The organism is Streptomyces sp. 549 (assembly GCF_030124175.1).
Taxonomy (GTDB): domain Bacteria; phylum Actinomycetota; class Actinomycetes; order Streptomycetales; family Streptomycetaceae; genus Streptomyces.
This window is the reverse complement of sequence record NZ_JASKMT010000001.1, coordinates 101137-120494: the sequence shown is the minus strand read 5'-3', so window position 1 is coordinate 120494 and position 19358 is coordinate 101137. Positions and strand designations below refer to the sequence as shown.

Sequence of the window (19358 nt, the reverse complement as noted above, 5' to 3'; positions counted from 1 at the left end):
GCCGCCTCACATCAGCCGGGACGGTGGGGCGGGACGGCTCTGATGCTGGGCAGCGGCCTGTCCAACCAGACGGGGGCCTCGATCGCGGCGCTGGCGTTCCCGGTGCTCGGCCCGGTCGGCGTGGTGGCCGTCCGCCAGTGGGTGGCAGCGGTCGCCCTGGGCGTCCTGGGCAGGCCGCGGTTGCGGCACTTCACCGCGAGGCAGTGGCGCCTGGTGCTGGGACTGGCGCTGGTGTTCGCCGGGATGAACCTGTCCCTCTACTCGGCGATCGACCGGATCGGGCTCGGCCTGGCGGTCACTCTGGAGTTCCTCGGCCCGCTGGCAGTGGCCCTGGCCGGTTCCCGGCGCCGCCTCGACCTGCTCTGCGCGGCGGCTGCCACGGGCGCGGTGGTGGTGCTGATGCGGCCCTCGTCCTCCACCGACTACCTTGGCATGGCCCTGGGGCTGCTGGCCGCTGTGTGCTGGGGCTGCTACATCCTGCTCAACCGGGCCGTCGGGTCCCAGCTCCCCGGGGTGGAGGGCACCGCTGCGGCTGCCGGGGTCTCCGGCGCCCTCTACCTGCCGGTCGGTGGGTGGGTGCTGTGGCAGCACCCACCCACGGCCGCGGCGCTGGGCTGCGCGCTGGCGGCCGGTGTGCTGTCGTCCGCGGTGCCGTTCCTGGCCGACCTGCTGGCCCTGCGCCGCATACCGGCGCACCTGTTCGGCGTGTTCATGAGTGTCAACCCGGTCTTCGCCGCTCTCGCCGGCCTCGTGGTGCTCGGCCAACGTCTGGACATGCTCGCCTGGTTCTCGATCGCCGTGATCGTCGCTGCGAACACCGCCGCCCTGGTCGCCGCACCCCGTCCCGCCGCGCAGGAACGCGCACCGTCAACCGACGTCGTCCCGTGAGGAGTCGACAGGGCTGGCTGCGCCACGGTCCTTGGTGATGCCTGCCGTGCACCTTTGCGGAAGCCGGCCGGGGCCGGTGCTTGTGCCTGTACCCGGCGGCTTGGTCACAGGGCTATTCGGGTGGGGAATCGGGTGCGGAACACGGGTAACGGCGTGTCCGGCGGCACCGCCCGGAGAGAGTTCGTGCAGCGCGAGACGCACGGCCCTGACGAGAAGGCGGGAACACCGACGATGCCCACACGGAGAGACCTCCTCGGCGGCGCCTCAGCCGCAGGCGCGGTGACGTTGCTGAGCAGCCCCCCGTCGGTGTCGGCCGCGCCCGCGAGTGCCGGCGCGGCCGACGCGGGCTCGGCAGGTGCCGAACTGCGGGCGCGCGACGCGATGCGTGCCGCAAACTCCGGGATGCGCACGCACTACGCCGCTCTCAAGTCCGCGCTCATGAGTCGGCTGAGTCCCGTCATCGTCGTCCAGAACGATGCGAAGGGCGGCAGGTTCACCCTCATCCACGACCGGAGGCAGCAGGAGTCCGTCCATCCCGTGCCCGAGGTCTTCGAGTTGGCGAAGGCGATCAGCCATGTGCCTCAGGGGGTCTTCTCGATCATCGCCCCCTACCTGAGCGACCGGGTCCCCGGCCTCCCCCACGCCGACCGCATCGACCCGCACGACCTGGGGATGGTCGCCTTCGAGGGGCCCCGGTCCAGGGGCTGGATCGGGCCGCTCCGGGACTACGCCGCCACGCTCACGGAGACCCGTCAGCAGCTCGGTGCGGCCGGCCTGCCGCAGGAGCTGGAGGACTCCTGCGGGGAACTCCTCGATCAGGCACTGCACTTCATCGGTGACTCCGTGGGCAGCGGAACACTCGACCCGGCGTCGTTCACCGACTTCACGGGCAGGGCGTACCCCAGCATCCGCACGAACATGACCCACGCGGCCCAGGCGCAGATCTCCGGGGTGGAAGGGCTCATGCGGCGGTGGCGCGGCCGGATCGGCGAGGAGGCGTGGAAGGACCTGTACACCGTGGTGCTGTCCATCTGGACCACCTCCGAGCTGAACCAGGCGTCGGTCATCATCAGGCGCTGCATGAACCGGGCGAAGGTCGCCACTCACCTGATCGACCTGCCGACCGCCGAAGTCCCCGACGACCCGGTCCTCGTCGCTCTCGACAACCTCGCCCGGATCGTGCAGGACAACGTGGCGGCCGAACTGGTCTTCCCCACCGATCCGGTGACCGCGGACGCCTTCAAGGGCAGGCAGGACCTGGTCTCCGGCGAGATCCTGCACCAGCTCGGGAGGGCAGGCTCGGCGTGCGCCGCGGCAGTGGCGTCCGCCTGTCCGGTGCGGAAGGAGAAGGCGCGGGGATGACGGTGCGACCGGGCGGGCGGCCGGTGCCCGCAGGGGCCGGTGCCGCGAGTGGTCTCAGTAGTTGAGACTTCACCTACCTGCTGTGGGTTCGGTAAGGCTTGCCTTATATGCTGACGTGCCCCTGGCACCGCGTGGCACTCACGGCACCCGTGACCCACGTGTGCAGGGATGCGACCCCACTCCCGCACGTCAGGACCAACCATGCGCTCCACCAACCCCCGCGTCCTCTTCGCGGCGCTCGTTCTCAGTCCGCTGCTGACCGGCTGCTTCGTGTCGGGTGAGGACAGCTCCGGCAAGGGCGCCGTACCGGGAGCGGGGGACCGCCTGCGGATCGCCCTCGCGGTACCGCCGGTCCAGGCGCTGTCTCCCTACAGCAACGACGCCACCGTGCTGAGCAAGCTCTCCGTGGCCGAGGGCCTCACGGCGCTCGACGGGGACGGGGCCGCAGCGCCCGCGCTCGCGAAGTCCTGGTCGCAGGTCGACGCCACCACCTGGACCTTCGAGCTGCGCGAGGCCACGTTCCAGGACGGCACCGAGGTCACCGCCGAGTCCGTCGTCAACGCGCTGGACCAGGCGAACAAGGCCGAGACCAAGCCCCGCGTCCTCAGCGACGTGACGCTCACCGCCAAGGCCGAGGACGCCGGCACCGTGACGATCCGCACCGAGGCCGCCGACCCGGTGCTCCCGCTGCGGCTGGCCAGCCCCGCGCTGGGTGTGCTCTCCCCGAAGGCCTACGCCGCGGACGGCACCGTCAGCCCGGTCGGCACCGGCACCGGCCCCTTCGAGATCAAGAAGCTCACCGGCAAGAGCAAGGCCACCCTCGACCGCTTCGACGCGTACTGGGGCGGCACGGCCAAGGCGGCCGGCATCGACGTGACCTGGATCGCCGACGGCACCGCCCGCGCCAACGCCCTGCGCAGCGGCGACGTCGACGTGGCCGAGTGGATCCCCACCGCCCAGGCGCAGTTGCTGAAGGAGGACACCCGGCACGAGGTGCCCTCCGTGCGGACCGACAGCCTCGTCCTCAACACCGCGCGCGGCCTCCTCACCGACGCCCCGCTGCGCGCCGCCGCCCGCGAGGCCGTGGACGGCGGCGCCCTGGTCGACTCGGTGTTCGGCGGCTACGCCGACCCCGGGCAGGGCCTGTTCGGGCCCGCCGTGCCCTGGGCGGCCGACCACCGGGTGCGGGTGACCGGCCGGGCCAAGGCCGCGACCACCGCCCAGGTCAGGTCGGAGACCAAGGGCAAGGTGCTGCGCCTGGCCACGTACACCAATCGCGCCGAACTCCCCGAAGCCGCCACCGTCCTCCAGCAGCAGCTGGAGAAGGCCGGATTCACGGTGAAGCAGGACGTGCGCGAGTACACGCAGATGGAAGCCGACCTGCTCGCCGGCAGGTACGACGCACTCGTCTTCTCCCGGGTGACGCTGCTCGACACCGGTGACGCCGTCGCGTACCTCGCGAGCGACTACACCGGCGACGGCGTCTACAACATCGCCGGACTGAAGGACTCCGGGGTCGACCGGGCGATCAGGGCCGCCGCCGAGGAAGGCGACGCGGAACGGCGGCAGCAGAAGATCATGCGGGCCGAGGCGGAGATCCTTCGCACCGACGCCGTGGTCCCGCTGGTGCACGAGAAGGTCGTCCAGGGCATCCGGCCCGAGGTCGAGGGTGTGCTGCTCGACCCCCGCGAGCGTTCCCTGGTCGACGTCGGCACCCGGGTGAAGTAGCGGCGGGGGCGCAGCATCTGATGAGCGTCACCTCGGCCGGTGCCCGCGCCGGTGAGTCGGCCCGCGCCGGTGTGCGCCCGGGACGGTGGGGCGCGGCAGCCGGCCGGGTCGCCGCGGGGGCCGTGCTGCTCGCGGTCGTCGCCGCGCTGCCCTGGCTGTCGGGGACCGACCCCGCCCTGACGGTGCTGCGGGCCCGCTCCGGCGACCAGGACCCCACCCGAGCCCAGCTGGCCGCCGTCCGGGAGCAACTCGACTTCGAAGAGGGGCCGTTCACCCACCTCGTCCACTGGCTGGCCGGACTGCCGCGAGGTGACGCGGGCACCTCCTGGGTGTCGGGCGAACCGGTCATGCCCGAGGTGGCCACCGCCTTCGCGGTCTCGGTCACACTGATGCTCGGCGCCCTCGCGGTCACGGTCGTGGTGGCCGCACTGGTCTGCGCCCGTACCCTGCACCACGGCTCCCGGCGACGGCTGCGACCGGGTCGGGCCGGCGTCGGAGCCGCGGTTCTCGCCGCGCTGCCCAAGTTCCTGCTCGCCTCCCTGCTCGCCACGGTGTTCGGAGTGTGGCTGGGCTGGTTCCCGTCGAGCGGATGGGAGGGGCCGCGGTCGATGGTGCTGCCCGCGCTCGCCCTCGGCGTGCCGTCCGGAGCGATGATCGGCGGCCTGCTCGACCAGTCCCTGCCCGCCGCCCTCAACGAGCCGTGGGCCCGGACGTGGCACGCCTGCGGACTCCCGCCCCGGCACCTCGCCCGGCACGCCCTGCGCCGCAGCGCGGCGGGTGTGCTTCCGCAGCTGCTGCCGACCGTGGTGGCGCTGGTCGGCGGCGCCGTCGCGGTGGAGAAGATCTTCAACATCCCCGGGCTCGGCCGGCTCGCCCTGGACTCCGCGGTGGCCCAGGACCTGCCGCTGCTGCAGACCGCCACCCTCGTCCTCGTCCTGCTCGGTGTCGCCGCCGGCGTCCTCCTCCAGGCCCTGCGTCGCACGCTCCTCGGCCCCGCCCTGCGAGAGCGCGCCCTGCCCACCCTGCACCTGCCGCGCCTCCCGGGACGGCGCTCCACGCGCTGGATCGCCGGAGCCTGCGCCGTCGCACTGCTCGGCCTGGTCGTGTCCGGACTGCTGCGCGACCCCCTGCACGTGGACACCGCGGCCCGGCTGCTGCCGCCCTCGGCCGCTCACCCCCTGGGCACGGACGCTCTCGGCCGGGACCTGCTGGCCCGGCTGGGCCACGGCGCGCTGCGCACGTCGGGCGTGGCCCTCACGGTGACGGCGGTCAGCGTCGTCACCGGTCTGGTGCTGGGCGTGGCCGCCCGGGCGACCGCGGGCCTGAGCGAAGTGGTGTCCACGCTGCCGGCCGTCCTCGCCGGACTGCTGACCACCGCGGTGACCGGACCGTCGGTCTGGGGTGCGGCGGGCGCGGTGTGCCTGGTCGCCTGGACCCCCTACGCGGCGCAGACGGCGGCGCTGCTGGAACAGGAGCGGGCGAGCGGCCACCTGCTCGCGTCGACCTCGTTCGGTGCCGGCCCGCTCCATCTGCTGCGGCGGCACCTGCTGCCCGCGATCGTTCCCCCGATCCTGCGCAACGCGCTGCTCCGGCTGCCCACCACCGTGCTCGTCCTGGCCTCCCTCGGGTTCCTGGGACTGGGCGAGCAACCGCCCACCCCGGAGTGGGGCCGCCTGCTGTCGGAGAACCAGCCCTACGCGGAACTGGCGCCCTGGATCGTCCTCGCCCCGGCCTGCGCGCTGATCCTGCTCTCCGTCCTGGCCGTGTCCGCCTCGGCGGCGGTGCACGGCGCACGCAAGGGGGCGGGCCCCGGGAAGCCCGGGCCCGCCCCCAGCGGGACGTCGGGTCAGCGGTGGCTGAACCACTTCGCCGCGGGCAGCAGCCGGTTGTCGTAGTCGAACAGGGCCTGGTTCTCCCAGCCGTTGCCGGAGGACGGGTCGGTCGGGTCCCAGCCGTTGCCGGTGACGGCCGTCCAGGTCGGCTCCCAGTAGACGACACCCAGACCGCGGCCGTTCGGAACGGCCTCGACGACGTTCATCACGTCACGCAGCCAGGCCTCCTGGCCCGCGGGGCTGGCCGGGTAGCCGGGGATCAGCTCGTCGGTGCGGTCGATGATGTTCTCGTGGTCGTCCTTGCTGTCCAGCCGGAAGGCGTACGCGGTCTCCACGACGAGTACCGGCTTGCCGTAGCGGGAGGCGAGGTTGTCGAGGTTGGTCTGGAGTCCGGACAGCGGACCGTCCCAGTAGCCGTAGAAGGACAGGGCGACGACGTCGAACTCCACACCCTGCGCGACGGCGTTGTCGAACCAGGAGCGGGCGCTCGCGTGGTCGCCGCCCTTCGCCAGGTGCAGGGCGACGCGGGTGGAGGAGGAGACGGCCTTCGTGGCGGAGACGCCGGACCTGAGCAGCCCGCCGAGCTGGGTCCAGTTGGAGGTGGAGCCCTCCGGCCAGAGCATGCCGCCGTTGATCTCGTTGCCGATCTGCACCATGTCGGCGGTGGTGCCCTGCGCCTTGAGCGCGTTGAGCACGTCGTAGGTGTGGTCGTGGACGGCCGTTCGGAGCCGGCTGTAGGAGTACGAGGACCAGGCGGCCGGCTTGGCCTGGGCGCCCGGGTCGGCCCAGGTGTCGGAGTAGTGGAAGTCGATCAGCAGCTTCATGCCGCGGGCCTTGGCTCGCTGGGCCATCTGGAGCACCCGGGCCTTGTTGTTGTAGCCGTCGGCCGGGTTCACCCACACCTTCAGCCGCGCGTAGTTGGCGCCCGCGGAGGAGAGGATGGCCAGCCCGTCCCCGGTGGTGCCGTCGGCAGAGCGGTAGGTGCCGCCGAAGTCCTCGCTCTTCTTCAGCGTGGAGACGTCGACGCCCTTTACCGGCAGGCTTGTTGAGCCCTGCGTGAAGCTGACGTCGTCGACGTTGATCCAGTTGCCGGCCCGTGCGTCGGAGTTGATGCTGACCGTGCACTGGCCGCCGGTGACCCGGACGGAGGTCACCACGCGTATCCACTCCGCCTGCCGGGTGGTCGGCAGGTCGGTGCGCTGCTCGGCCGAGCCGCAGTTGCGCAGTGCGAGGTACGCCGCGTGCTGGCCGCCGCTGGAGCGCACCCAGGCGCTGACGGTGTGGTCGCCGTTCGGCAGTCCGGTCAGGTACTGGAACGTCTCGACCTTGTAGGCGGATGACGACCAGTGGGTGAGGCGGCTGGAGCCGGTGCGTCCGCCCGCCTCGGCGAAGGAGGCGGCGTCCTGGCCGGTGGGGGAGTAGGCGGACCATCCGGTGGTGCCGGACTCGAAGCCGGTGTTGGTGAGGGTCGAGGCGGCGCCGGCCTGCGGACCCGGGAGTGCGGTGACCAGCAGGGCGGCGAGCGCGGGCACGGCCGCGGCACGCAGCAGCCTGCGGAGGCCGCCTCTCGGGGATGCGGGGGTGGGGGATGCGTGGGTCGGGAACGGGGGCGTCGGGGGTGCGTGCATCGTCGATGTCCCTTTCGACGGCGGCGGGCGGGGGAGGTGGTGCGGGCGGACCCGGGGACGGCCGATGCGCCGGCCGCCCCCGGGAGTTCGCGGGGCGGTCAGCGGTCGAGCCGGACGACCCTGACCCCGCCGGCCGGCACGGTGAGCTGTCCGGCGGTGTGCTCGCCGGTGAGCAGCTCGGTGCCGGAGGTCTCCAGCGGCACCTTCGTGTCGTGCGCGGTGTGGTTGACGGCGAAGAGGAAGTCCCCGCCGTCACCTGCGCGGCGCACCACCTCGACGTCGTGCGGGAGTTCGCCGCGCGGCGGCAGGTCGGCGTCCTCGCAGGCGGCGCCGAGGACCGTGTCCAGCGCGGCGGGATCCAGCCGGGAGGAGACGTACCAGGCGGTGCCCCGGCCCAGGCGGTGCCGGGTGACGGCCGGCCGTCCCTCGGCCGGCCCGTCCGCATAGCTCCAGACCGTCTCCGCGCCGTGCGGCACCACGAACTCCGTCCACACGTCGGCGGTGAGGCGGGCCCCCGAGGCGTCGGTGAGCGCGACCGTCTCGGCCGCTCCGAGCGGTGACCACTCCTCGACGGTCAGCCCGAGCACGTCGCGCAGGGCGCCGGGGTAGGCGCCGGGGTGGACGGCGTCGTGCTCGTCGACGATCCCGGAGAAGTAGGAGACGACCAGCGTCCCGCCGTTCTCCACGTAGCGGCGCAGGTTGGCCCCGGCGTCCTGCGTCGTGAGGTACAGGGCGGGGGCGACGACCAGCGGGTACGCCGACAGGTCTGCCTCCGGGTGGGCGAAGTCGACGGTCAGGTGCCGGTCGTAGAGCGTCTCGTAGAAGCTGTCCGCGCGCTCGCGGGCGTCGTGGTCCGCACTGGGCCGCCACTCCAGGGTCTGCGCCCACCAGGACTGCCAGTCCCACAGCATGGCCGCGTCGGGCACGGTCCTGGTGCCGCGCAGCGCGGCCAGCGCGTCGATGTCGGCGCCCAGGCGGACCACCTCGCGCCAGATCCGGGAGTCGGTGCCGGCGTGCGGCAGCATCGACGAGTGGAACTTCTCCGCGCCGCGCCGGGACTGGCGCCACTGGAAGAACATCGCCCCCTCCGAACCGCGCGCCACATGGGCGAGGGAGTTGCGCGCCATCTCCCCGGGGCGCTTTGCCGGGTTGCGGGGCTGCCAGTTGACGCCGCTGGTGGAGTGCTCCAGCAGCAGCCAGGGAGCGCCGCCCGCGACGGACCGGGTGAGGTCGGCGGCCATGGCCAGGTTGACGTGGGTGCGGCGCCCGTCGGTGATGAGGTAGTGGTCGTTGCTGACCAGGTCGACATCCCGGCCCCAGGCCCAGTAGTCGACGGAGTCGCACTGGCTGAGCGCCGTCATGAAGTTGGTCGTGACGGGGACGCCCGGGGCGAGCCGGTGCAGGATGTCGCGCTCGCTGACGAAGTTCTCGCGCATGGTGGCGTCGGCGAAGCGGCGGTAGTCGAGCTGCTGAGCCGGGTTGCCGACGGTGGGCGTCAGCCGGGGCGGGTCGATCTGCTCCAGGGAGGAGTAGCGCTGGCCCCAGAAGGCGGTGCCCCAGGCCTCGTTGACGGCGTCCACGGTGCGGTACCGGTCTGCCAGCCAGCGGCGGAAGTGGCGGGCGCAGTTGTCGCAGTAGCAGGCGCTGACCGGCACGCCGTACTCGTTGTGGACGTGCCACATGGCGAGTGCGGGATGCCCGGCGTAACGCCGGGCGAGCGCGGTGGTGATCCGGGCGGCCGCCTCCCGGTAGGCCGCGCTGCTGTGGCAGATCGCGCCGCGGGAGCCGAACGCGAGGCGCACGCCCTCCCGGCTGACCGGCAGCGCCTCGGGGTGGGCGCGGTAGAACCAGGCCGGTGGCGCCACGGTGGGCGTCGCCAGGTCGGCGCGGATCCCGTGCTCGTGCAGCAGGTCCAGCACCCGGTCCAGCCAGCCGAAGTCGTGGGCGCCGGGCTCCGGTTCGAGCAGTGCCCAGGAGAAGATCCCGACGCTGACCATGGTGACCCCGGCTTCGCGCATCAGCTGCACGTCCTCCTGCCACACGCTCTCCGGCCACTGCTCGGGGTTGTAGTCCCCGCCGAAGGCGAGGCGGCGCAGTCCCTGGGGAGCGGTGTCCGGCATGAATCTCTCCTGAAGTGTCGAGAACCCGAAGGTGTGTGAACGTACACACACGCCGTTCGAGGCGATGAGGCTACGTAACCGCATGGGTACAACCATTGACAAGTGTCCAGGACGTTTCTCTACTGTGAACGCTCACAGACGCAGGGCCGGCCTCACCGGATGACCGGGAGGCCCTTTCGGTCAGGGAGATTCGCCCATGCACCATCCGCTGAACCGCCGCATCGCGGCCACCGTCACCGCCGTCGCTCTCGGCGCGACCGCGCTCACCGCCTGTGGGGCGTCCGACAGCGACGACGCGGCCGAGTCCGGCCCTGTGTCGCTCACCTACTGGGCCTGGGCGCCCGGGATGGACAAGGTCGCCGACCTCTGGAACAAGAAGAACCCGGACATCAAGGTCACCGTGCAGAAGCAGGCCTCCGGCGACGACCTGGTCACGAAGATCATCACCGCCTCCAAGGCCAAGCAGGCGCCCGACCTGGTCCAGGCCGAGTACCAGGCGCTGCCCACGTTGGTCAGCAACGACGCGCTCGCCGACATAGCCGACGAGGTCGGCGACGCCGAGGACGAGTTCGCCCCCGGCGTCTGGCAGCAGACCACCCTGGGCACCGACGCCGTCTACGCGGTGCCCCAGGACTCCGGACCGATGATGTTCTTCTACCGGGAGGACCTGTTCGAGCAGTACGGGCTCGATGTGCCCGAGACCTGGGAGGAGTTCGGCGACACCGCCCGCGCGCTGAAGAAGCAGGCCCCCGACAGGTCCCTGACCACCTTCTCCGCCAACGACTCCGGTCTCTTCGCCGGCCTCGCCCAGCAGGCCGGCGCGAAGTGGTGGACCATCGACGGCGACAAGTGGAAGGTCGACATCAACGACGAACCCACCGCGAAGGTAGCCGAGTTCTGGGGCGGCCTCGTCGAGGAAGGGGCCGTCGACAACCAGCCCATGTACACACCCGCCTGGAACAAGGCGCTGAACACCGGCAAGCAGATCGCCTGGGTCAGTGCCGTCTGGGCGCCCGGCACACTCACCACCGCCGCACCCGACACCAAGGGCAAGTGGGCCATGGCGCCCCTCCCGCAGTGGTCGAAGGGCGACAACGCCACCGGCAGCTGGGGCGGCTCCACCACCGCCGTCACCACCGACTCCCGGCACAAGGCCGCAGCCGCGAAGTTCGCCACCTGGCTGAACACCGACCCCGAGGCCCTGGCCGCCCTGGTCAAGGAGAGCGGCATCTACCCGGCCGCCACCGCCGCCCAGACCAGCGGCGCACTCGCCCAGGCACCCGCGTTCTTCTCCAACCAGCCCGAGTTCTACACCCAGGCCGCCGAGATCGCACACACCACCGCCCCCGCCGCCTGGGGACCCAACGTCAACGTCGCCTACTCCGCGTTCAAGAACAAGTTCGGGCAGGCCGCCAAGAAGAAGTCGGGCTTCGGCACGGCACTCACCGGCGTGCAGGAGGCCACCGTCGCGGACCTCAAGAAGCAGGGCTTCGAGGTCGCTCCGTGAGTACGGCCCTCCGCAAGGTGCGAGGCCGCGGGCAGGTGTACGGGGTGAAGTCCGCCCCGTACGCCTTCCTCCTCCCGGCCGTCGTGCTCTTCGCCCTGTTCTTCGCTCTGCCCATCGGGTACGCCCTCTGGCTCAGCCTGCACAAGGTCGAGGTCGTCGGCCTCGGCCTGGGCAAGGGCGCCCGCGAGCAGGTCTGGGCGGGCCTGGGCAACTACGCCGCCGCGCTCACCGACCCCGAGCTGGGCGTCGGAACCCTGCGGGTCCTCGGCTACGGCGCGATCGTCATTCCGGTGATGCTCGGCCTGGCGCTGCTGTTCGCGCTGCTGCTGGACAACGAGCAGGCCCGCGCCCGCTCCTTCTCCCGCCTCGCGATCTTCCTTCCCTACGCCATCCCCGGCGTGGTCGCGGCCCTGCTCTGGGGCTTCCTCTACCTGCCGGACGTCAGCCCCTTCCACTTCCTGCTGGAAAGACTGGGGCTGCCGCAACCGGACCTGCTCGACGGAGGCCCGCTCTTCCTGTCGCTGGCCAACATCGCGGTGTGGGGCGGCGCCGGCTTCAACATGATCGTCATCTACACCGCACTGCGGTCCATCCCCGCCGAGGTCTACGAGGCCGCCAAGCTGGACGGCGCCACCCCGGTCCAGATCGCACTCCGCATCAAGGTCCCGATGGTGGCGCCCTCGCTGGTGCTGACCTTCTTCTTCTCGGTGATCGCCACCCTGCAGGTCTTCAGCGAGCCGACGACGCTTCGGCCGCTGACCAACGGCATCCCGACCACCTGGAGCCCGCTGATGAAGGTCTACGACGACGCCTTCGTCGGCGGCGACGTGTACGCGGCCTCGGCGACCGCCGTCGTCCTCGCGGCCGCCACCTTCGTCCTGTCCTTCGCCCTGCTCAGGATCTCCAGCTCCCGCATGACGCACCGAGGAAGCCGATGAGCACGCTCACCACACCGGCGTCGCCGCGCAAGGCCGCACCGGCCGCCGGCACCACCCCGGGCACCTCCGACGCGCCACCGGCACCGCGCCGGTTCGCCCTGCTGCCCACCGCCGCCCTGGTGTTCGGGGCGCTCTACTGCCTGATGCCGGTCGCCTGGGTGCTGGTCGCCTCCACCAAGTCCGGCTCGGAGCTGTTCTCCACCTTCACCTTCCTGCCCGGCACCGGCCTCGCCGAGAACGTCTCCGATCTCAGCGCCTACCGGGACGGCATCTACTGGCGGTGGATGGCCAACTCCGGCCTGTACGCCGGTGTGGGCGCCGTGCTGTCGACGGTGGTCTCGGCCTTCTCCGGCTACGCGCTCGCCCTCTACCGCTTCCGCGGCCGGGAGGCCCTCTTCAACGTCATCCTCGCCGGTGTGCTCATGCCCCCGGTCATCCTCGCCATCCCGCAGTACCTGCTGATGGCCGAGGCCGGCATGACGGACACCTACCTGTCCGTGATGCTGCCGCTGATCCTCTCCCCGTACGGCGTCTACCTCGGGCGGATCTACGCGCAGGCCGCCGTCCCCGCGGAGCTCGTCGAGGCGGCCCGGGTGGACGGGGCCGGCGAGTGGCGGATCTTCCTGCGGATCGCCGTGCCCATGATGTCGCCCGGCCTGGTGACGATCTTCCTCTTCCAGTTCGTCGCCATCTGGAACAACTTCCTGCTGCCGTACATCATGCTCGGCGACGATGAGAAGTTCCCCATGACGGTCGGCCTGTTCACGCTGCTCGCCCAGGGAGCCAGCACCCCCGCCCTGTACACCCTGGTGATCACCGGGGCCCTGCTGGCGATCGTCCCGCTCATCGCCCTGTTCCTCGTCGTTCAGCGGTTCTGGAGCCTTGACCTGCTCTCCGGGGCCGTAAAGTCCTGAGCGCAGGGGAAGGCGAGGGGAAGAACCATGAACCGCGGCACAGACGGCAAGCGCCGGTCCGTGACGATCCACGACGTGGCGCGTGAGGCGGGCGTCTCACGCGGCACCGTCTCCCGGGTGCTCAACGGTGGGCACTACGTCAGCCCGTCGGCGCAGACGGCCGTCAACAACGCCATCCGCCGCACCGGCTACGTCGTCAACCGGCACGCCCGCTCGCTCATCACCGGCAAGTCCGACTCGGTGGCGTTCCTGCTCACCGAGCCGCAGGAGCGCTTCTTCGAGGACCCCAACTTCAACGTGCTGCTGCGGTCCTGCACCCAGGCGCTCGCCGCCCAGGACATCCCGCTGCTGCTCATGATCGCGGGCACCGAGGCGGAACGGCGACGCAACCTGCGGTACATCGAGGCCGGGCACGTCGACGGCGTGCTGCTGGTCTCCAGCCACTCCGGCGACTCGGTGGTGCGCGACCTGGAGGCGGCCGGCGTCCCGCTGGTCGCCTGTGGCAAACCGCTCGGCCAGAGCACCAGCGTCAGCTACGTCGCGGCGGACGACCGGGACGGCGCCCGGCAGATGGTCCGCTACCTGCACGCCTCGGGACGGCGCCGGATCGCCACCGTCAGCGGCCCGTCGGACACGCCCGGCGGCGTGGAACGCCTCGCGGGCTACCGGGAGACCCTGGCCGAGTGCGGGCTGCCCGCCGACGAGTCGCTGATCGTCTCCGGCGACTACAGCCGGGCCAGCGGCGAGACGGCGGCGGAACTGCTCCTGCGGCAGGCCCCCGACGTGGACGCCGTCTTCGTTGCCTCCGACCTGATGGCCCAGGGTGTGACGGACGCGCTGGCACGGGCGGGCCGCCGGGTACCCGAGGACGTGGCCGTCGGCGGCTTCGACGACTCACCGGCCGCCCTGTCCGCACGCCCCCCGCTCACCACCATCCGGCAGCCGTGGGACCGGATCAGCAACGAGATGGTGCGCATGCTGCTCGCCCGCATAGCGGGTGAGCAGCATGCCGCCGTAATCCTCCCCACCGACCTCGTCCGCCGCGAGTCGGCCTGATCGCCTGGGATGGGTGGTTTCCCGGTCCGTACGCTCGGTCAGCGTACGGACACGTTGAGTGGAAGGATGGCCGCTGGTGCCGTCACGCTGGAGGGCCTCAGCCCGAGTCCGCGGGCCTAGGAACCGGAGGGGCCGCACATGACCACGGACGACACCGAAGCGGACGCGTGCGCGACAGCAGGCGACTGCGAACGAGAACCGGGGCCGTCGGACAGCCTGCGGACCTTCGGCGCGGTTGTCCAGGCGCTGCGCGAACACGCCGGACTCAGCCGGGTTGAGTTCGGCATGTGCGTCAGCTTCTCCAAACACACTGTTGAATCCGTGGAGTTGGGGCGGCGAATGCCCGACGGGGCGTTCGTCGAACGCGCCGAGGAGGCGCTCGGCAACACAGGAGCACTGCGTAGGGCGGCCAGACACCTCACCCGAGTCCACCCCGGGCTCGCCGCTTGGTTCCGTCAGTGGGCACGCCTGGAGCGGATGGCGGTCAGCCTCAGCACTTACGAATGCCGCCTGGTTCCGGGCCTGTTGCAGACGGAAGGCTACGCGCGTGCGGTCTTCAGCAACGCGATCCCGTTGCTGACCGACGAACAGATGGAGTCGCAGGTCGCCTCACGCCTCGAACGCCAGCAGATGCTTGGTGAACGTGTGACCGTCCCCTTCAGCTTCATCGTGGAGGAGTCCGTCTTCCGAAGCAGGCTCGGCGGGACGGCGGTGATGCGCGAGCAACTCGACAGCGTGCTGTGGTCCCTTTCCGCCCGCCACGTGACGTTGCAGGTGATGCCGACTGACACCGAGGCACATGCCTGCCTGGACGGACCACTGCGGCTGATCGAGACCGCTGACGGTCGCCGATTCGCCTATTCCGAGGGGCAACAGAACGGACGGCTGATCAGTGACGCGAATGAGGCGAGGCTACTCCAACTGCGTTATGACACACTGCGGTCGCAAGCCCTGAACCCCCAGGAGTCCCGGTCCCTGGTGGAGCGACTGCGAGGAGCGCTATGAGTAGGGACGAACTCGCCTGGTTCAAGTCCAGCCACAGTGGAACCCAGGGCGACGACTGCGTCGAGGTTGCGGTCGCCAAGGTCAGCGTGCACGTGCGGGACTCCAAGGACGTGGCGCGTCCCGGCTTCGCTGTCGGACGCGACGGCTGGGCGCGGTTCTTGCAGCACCTGGCGCACGGCTGAGTCCCGCTCGCCCCGTCTCGTCGGAACTTTGCATCGCGGCCTTCGACGACGGCCAGGCAGTCTCCCTGCGCCGTGTGCCGCGAGCTTGATCTGCTGTCCAGCAGCTCAACGGACGTGAAGGCGGCTCAGCTTCGCGGAGGCGGAGGCCGACAGTTCCCTCAGCCTGCGTGCGGATGATGCAGAGGCGGACGCCTGTGCGAGGACCGCGATATGGCCGATCTACGCTTCCGTCTCGCTGATGACGCCGATGTCGGCGCTGTGGTACGTCTGCGCGACAACGCTGCCCGTTGGATGCTTGCCCAAGGCGTCACTGGTCAGTGGCGGCCTGGCGAGCTGGGCGGGGATCACTTTCGAACGGTCATGGCGCGTGGGGAGGTGTGGCTCGCGGAGGCCGCCGATCGTGTGGTCGGGGCCTTCGAGCTGTGGTGGGAGGACGAGGACGCGTGGGGACCGCAGCCGCCGACGGCCGGCTATGCACACCGGCTGATGGTGGACCACGGAAGTGTCCAGCCCGGAACAGGGCGGCACCTTCTGCGAGTCGCGGAGCGCCGCGTAGCCGAGGCGGGCCGAGAGATGGTGCGGCTGGACTGTCTGGCCGGCAACACGCGTCTGAAGGCGTACCACCTCAACGCCGGCTACCGGGTTGTCGGCAGCGAGGAAGGCAAACCGCAGCCGAGCGGTTCGCCCAAGTCGTTCACGCTCCTTGGGAAGGCCGTCCCGCCCTCCGCCCGATCCGGCCGCTCACCCTCGGCCGCGCGTGCTCTCGCGCTCGATGAGCGCGTAGCCGGCCTCCAGGTACTCCGCGGCCCGTTCCTCACCGTTGAGGCGGGACAGGAGCGAGGTGACGGCCATCCGCGCGATGGCCGCCTTGTCCGGTGAGATGGAGGTGAGGGTCACCGCGCCGAACCGACCCTCCACGACGTCGTCGAAGCCCACCACCGCCACCTGCTCCGGCACCCGGAGGCCGCGCTCGGAGAGTACGCGCATCGCCCCGATGGCGATCAGGTCGTTGTAGGCGAACACCGCGTCGGGCCGTTCGCCGGTGTCGAGCAGTGCTGCCATCGCCGCGGCGCCGTCCGCGTGGCCCCAGCCGTCGGTGGGGCCGACCAGCGAGTCGTCGGCGGGCAGCCCCCGCGCTGCGAGTTCCTCCCGCCAGCCCTGCAGGCGCAGTTGCGCCGGACGATTGTGACCGCGGCGGGCGCCCAGAAAGGCGATCCTGCGCCGTCCCGCCTCGCACAGGTGCCGCACCGCCGTCCGGGCGGCGGCCACGTTGTCCACGGCGATGTGGTCGTAGGGCGCCTCGTAGCGGCGCTCGCCCAGCAGCACGAGCGGTACCTGCTCCGCACGGTCCGCCAGGTCCTCTGCCTCCAGCTCGATGGGGCTGAGGATCAGGCCGTCGATCACCCGCGCGCGGAATCCCTGGCTGACCAGCAGCTCACGTTCGCGCCGGCCGCCGGTGTGGTCGAGCAGCACCGTGTAGTCGTGCTCGGCCGCCGCGTCGATCACCGCGGTCGCCAGTTCGGCGAAGTACGGGTTGCCCAGCTCCGGCAGCGCCAGGGCGATGGTCCCGGTGCGCCCCTTCCGCAGGTGCCGGGCCGTGAGGTTCGGGCGGTAGCCCAGCTCGTCGATCGACGCCTGCACCCGGGCGCGCATGCCGGGGGTGACGTGCGCGTAGTCGTTCACCACGTTCGACACGGTCTTGATCGACACGCCCGCGTGTGCCGCGACGTCCTTGAGGCTGACCCGCACGACGCTCCCTCCGCCCCGGTATCTCTCCGAGGGCTGATTTACAACGATGTACAAAGTACCGTCCCCTGTGCTTGGCTGGATACAGCCGGAAGGGGATACCAAGGTGCACAAGACGCCGATCAGGCTGGCCGACGGCCGTGAACTGTTCTACTACGACCTGCGCGACGACGCCGAGCGGGGTGCCGTCGACCGTCGGCCGCTGGACAAGGTGGCGACCGCCTCGCAGGTCCGCCGGGACCCGCTGCTCGGTGACAGCGTCTGCGTCGCCTCGCACCGGCAGGACCGCACCTACCATCCTCCGGCCGACGAGTGCCCGCTCTGCCCGTCCACCAAGGACAGGCTCAGCGAGATCCCGGCCGACGACTACGCGGTGGTGGTGTTCGAGAACCGCTTCCCCTCGCTCGCGGGGGACTCCGGTCGCTGCGAGGTGGTCTGCTTCACCGCCGACCACCAGGCCTCGTTCGCCGACCTCACCGAGGAGCAGGTCGCCCTGGTGCTCGGCGCCTGGACCGACCGCACCGCCGAGCTGGCCCGGCTGCCGCAGGTCGCGCAGGTGTTCTGCTTCGAGAACCGGGGCGCCGAGATCGGCGTGACGCTCGGCCATCCGCACGGCCAGATCTACGCCTACCCCTTCGTCACGCCGCGCACCGAGCGCATGCTGCGCACCGCGGGGGAGTACGGCCGCCGCACCGGTGGACGCAACCTCTTCGACGACGTGGTCAGCCGTGAACTGGCCGACTCGCGGGTGGTGTGGGAGAGCGAGCACTGGGTGGCGTTCGTGCCCTACGCCGCCCACTGGCCGTACGAGGTGCACCTCTACCCCCGCCGCCGCGTCCCCGACCTGCGCGCCCTCGACGCCCCGGCACGGGCGGAGTTCCCCCGGGCCTACCTGGAGCTGCTGCGCAGGTTCGACCGGGTCTTCGGCCCCGGGCAGCCGCCCACGCCGTACATCTCCGCCTGGCACCAGGCGCCCTTCGGCCGCCCCGATAGCGAGCCGGCGGTCGGGTACGCGCCTCGGGAGGAGTTCGCGCTGCACCTGGAGCTGTTCACCGTCCGGCGCACGCCCGGCAAGCTGAAGTTCCTCGCCGGTTCCGAGTCCGGCATGGACGTGTTCATCAACGACGTGCCCCCGGAGACCGCTGCCCAGCGCCTGCGCGAGGTGGCGAGCTGATGCCGACGCCACGCCCGATGCGGGAGCAGACCGCCAGCGCCAGCGCCACCCCTCCCGTGCCCGCCGCCGAGGTGGCTGCCGGGGATGTGGCCGCCGCCTTCGCCGCCCTGTACGGGCGGATGCCCGAAGGTGTCTGGGCCGCACCGGGACGGGTCAACCTGATCGGCGAGTACACCGACTTCAACAACGGCTTCGTCATGCCGCTCGCACTGCCGCACACCACGGTGGCGGCTGCCTCCCGCCGCGCGGACGGGATTCTGCGGCTGCACTCGGCGGACACCGGCGGCGAGGTGGTCCGCCTGCACGTCGACGACCTCGACCCGGCAGCCGACCTCGGCTGGGCCGCCTACCCGGCGGGGGTCGCGTGGGCTCTGCGCGAGGCCGGCCACCGGATCGGCGGTGCGGACGTGCATCTCGCCTCGACGGTGCCGTCCGGTGCGGGGCTGTCCTCCTCCGCCGCGCTGGAGGTGGTCACCGCGCTCGCACTCAACGACCTGTTCGGGCTCGGCCTGCCGCCCGTCGAGACGGCGAGGCTCAGCCAGCGGGCTGAGAACGCCTTCGTCGGTGTGCCCTGCGGCGCCATGGACCAGATCGCCTCCACCTGCTGCACCGCGGGCCATCTGCTGCACCTGGACACGCGGGACCTGACCTACCGCCATGTCCCGTTCGACCCGGGGGCTTTCGGACTGCGCCTGCTCGTCGTCGACACCCAGGTCAAGCACGCCCTGGGCGACGGCGCCTACGCCGAGCGCCGAAGCGGCTGCGAGCGGGGGGCCCGACTGCTCGGCGTCCGCTCGCTGCGCGACCTCACCCCCGACGGGCTCGACCACGCGCTGGACCGGCTCGACGACGGGACCGTCCGCGCCTACGTCCGGCACGTGGTGACGGAGAACCAGCGGGTTGGGCAGGTCGTCGACAATCTCGCCGACGGTGACGTCCGGGCGGTCGGGCCGGTGCTCACCGCAGGACACGCCTCGCTGCGGGACGACATGCGGGTCTCCTGCCCCGAGCTGGACCTGGTGGTCGCGACCGCCAACGCCGCCGGGGCGCTGGGGGCACGGATGACCGGAGGCGGCTTCGGCGGCTCGGCGATCGTCCTGACCGAGGACCGCGACGTGCCCGCGGTGACGCAGGCGGTGCAGCAGGCCTTCACCGCGGCGGGCCACCGCCTTCCCCGCGTCTTCCCCGCAGAGCCGTCGGCCGGCGCCCGCAGAGTCAGCTGACCGGCCCGGACTCCACAGCGCGCAGGCGCCGGGCGTACCTACCGCCCGGCGCCTG

Annotated in this window: 15 protein-coding genes and 1 pseudogene; 13 read left to right on the top strand and 3 right to left on the bottom strand. The window is 71.6% G+C overall.

Annotated elements, in window-relative coordinates:
• Positions 1 to 42 precede the first annotated feature (42 nt).
• From QNO07_RS00500 to QNO07_RS00485, 4 genes are all read left to right on the top strand, one after another.
• Positions 43 to 888, top strand: a complete 846-nt coding sequence (locus QNO07_RS00500; protein ID WP_283989591.1) for an EamA family transporter — start codon at positions 43 to 45, stop codon at positions 886 to 888.
• Between the two features lie 231 nt (positions 889 to 1119).
• Entirely contained in the window at positions 1120 to 2250 is a 1131-nt protein-coding gene (locus tag QNO07_RS00495) for a hypothetical protein (RefSeq protein ID WP_283989260.1), read from the top strand.
• Positions 2251 to 2451: 201 nt separating this feature from the next.
• Positions 2452 to 3978 carry an ABC transporter substrate-binding protein gene (locus QNO07_RS00490; RefSeq protein ID WP_283989259.1) on the top strand — a complete coding sequence of 509 codons (1527 nt, stop codon included), beginning with the start codon at positions 2452 to 2454 and terminating at the stop codon, positions 3976 to 3978.
• Positions 3979 to 3998: 20 nt separating this feature from the next.
• On the top strand, positions 3999 to 5873 hold the full coding sequence (locus tag QNO07_RS00485) for an ABC transporter permease subunit (RefSeq protein ID WP_283989258.1): 1875 nt from the start codon (positions 3999 to 4001) through the stop codon (positions 5871 to 5873).
• Here QNO07_RS00485 and QNO07_RS00480 read toward each other — a convergent pair.
• Both QNO07_RS00480 and QNO07_RS00475 read right to left on the bottom strand, forming a co-directional pair.
• The gene (locus QNO07_RS00480; RefSeq protein WP_283989257.1) at positions 5825 to 7438 is read right to left on the bottom strand and encodes a glycoside hydrolase family 53 protein; all 1614 of its coding nucleotides are present in this window, start codon (positions 7436 to 7438) and stop codon (positions 5825 to 5827) included. The genes QNO07_RS00485 and QNO07_RS00480 overlap by 49 nt on opposite strands.
• Before the next feature lie 98 nt (positions 7439 to 7536).
• The gene (locus QNO07_RS00475) at positions 7537 to 9558 is read right to left on the bottom strand and encodes a beta-galactosidase (RefSeq protein WP_283989256.1); all 2022 of its coding nucleotides are present in this window, start codon (positions 9556 to 9558) and stop codon (positions 7537 to 7539) included.
• Between the two features lie 196 nt (positions 9559 to 9754).
• Here QNO07_RS00475 and QNO07_RS00470 point away from each other — a divergent pair, with 196 nt between their 5' ends.
• From QNO07_RS00470 to QNO07_RS00440, 7 genes and pseudogenes are all read left to right on the top strand, one after another.
• Complete coding sequence (locus QNO07_RS00470) at positions 9755 to 11065, top strand: ABC transporter substrate-binding protein (protein WP_283989255.1); 1311 nt, start codon at positions 9755 to 9757, stop codon at positions 11063 to 11065.
• Entirely contained in the window at positions 11062 to 12003 is a 942-nt protein-coding gene (locus QNO07_RS00465) for a carbohydrate ABC transporter permease (protein ID WP_349636794.1), read from the top strand. The genes QNO07_RS00470 and QNO07_RS00465 overlap by 4 nt, the downstream gene beginning before the upstream one ends.
• The gene (locus QNO07_RS00460; protein ID WP_283989254.1) at positions 12000 to 12917 is read left to right on the top strand and encodes a carbohydrate ABC transporter permease; all 918 of its coding nucleotides are present in this window, start codon (positions 12000 to 12002) and stop codon (positions 12915 to 12917) included. Before QNO07_RS00465 ends, QNO07_RS00460 begins: the two co-directional genes overlap by 4 nt.
• Before the next feature lie 27 nt (positions 12918 to 12944).
• Positions 12945 to 13973, top strand: coding sequence for a LacI family DNA-binding transcriptional regulator (locus QNO07_RS00455; RefSeq protein WP_283989253.1), 1029 nt, complete (start codon positions 12945 to 12947; stop codon positions 13971 to 13973).
• Between the two features lie 138 nt (positions 13974 to 14111).
• On the top strand, positions 14112 to 14978 hold the full coding sequence (locus QNO07_RS00450; protein ID WP_283989252.1) for a helix-turn-helix domain-containing protein: 867 nt from the start codon (positions 14112 to 14114) through the stop codon (positions 14976 to 14978).
• Entirely contained in the window at positions 14975 to 15160 is a 186-nt protein-coding gene (locus tag QNO07_RS00445; protein ID WP_283989251.1) for a DUF397 domain-containing protein, read from the top strand. Before QNO07_RS00450 ends, QNO07_RS00445 begins: the two co-directional genes overlap by 4 nt.
• A gap of 210 nt (positions 15161 to 15370) precedes the next feature.
• Positions 15371 to 15877, top strand: a pseudogene (locus tag QNO07_RS00440) (GNAT family N-acetyltransferase); the annotation flags it as partial.
• A 24-nt stretch (positions 15878 to 15901) separates the two neighbouring features.
• Here QNO07_RS00440 and QNO07_RS00435 read toward each other — a convergent pair.
• Positions 15902 to 16909 carry a LacI family DNA-binding transcriptional regulator gene (locus tag QNO07_RS00435; protein WP_283989250.1) on the bottom strand — a complete coding sequence of 336 codons (1008 nt, stop codon included), beginning with the start codon at positions 16907 to 16909 and terminating at the stop codon, positions 15902 to 15904.
• 103 nt (positions 16910 to 17012) lie between these two features.
• Between QNO07_RS00435 and galT the strand changes: the two genes are divergently transcribed.
• Together galT and galK are read left to right on the top strand one after the other, a co-directional pair.
• The gene (galT, locus tag QNO07_RS00430) at positions 17013 to 18080 is read left to right on the top strand and encodes a galactose-1-phosphate uridylyltransferase (RefSeq protein ID WP_283989249.1); all 1068 of its coding nucleotides are present in this window, start codon (positions 17013 to 17015) and stop codon (positions 18078 to 18080) included.
• A gap of 17 nt (positions 18081 to 18097) precedes the next feature.
• Positions 18098 to 19303 (top strand): galactokinase, encoded by a 1206-nt coding sequence (gene galK, locus QNO07_RS00425; RefSeq protein ID WP_502961749.1) that lies wholly within the window; start codon positions 18098 to 18100, stop codon positions 19301 to 19303.
• Positions 19304 to 19358 lie beyond the last annotated feature (55 nt).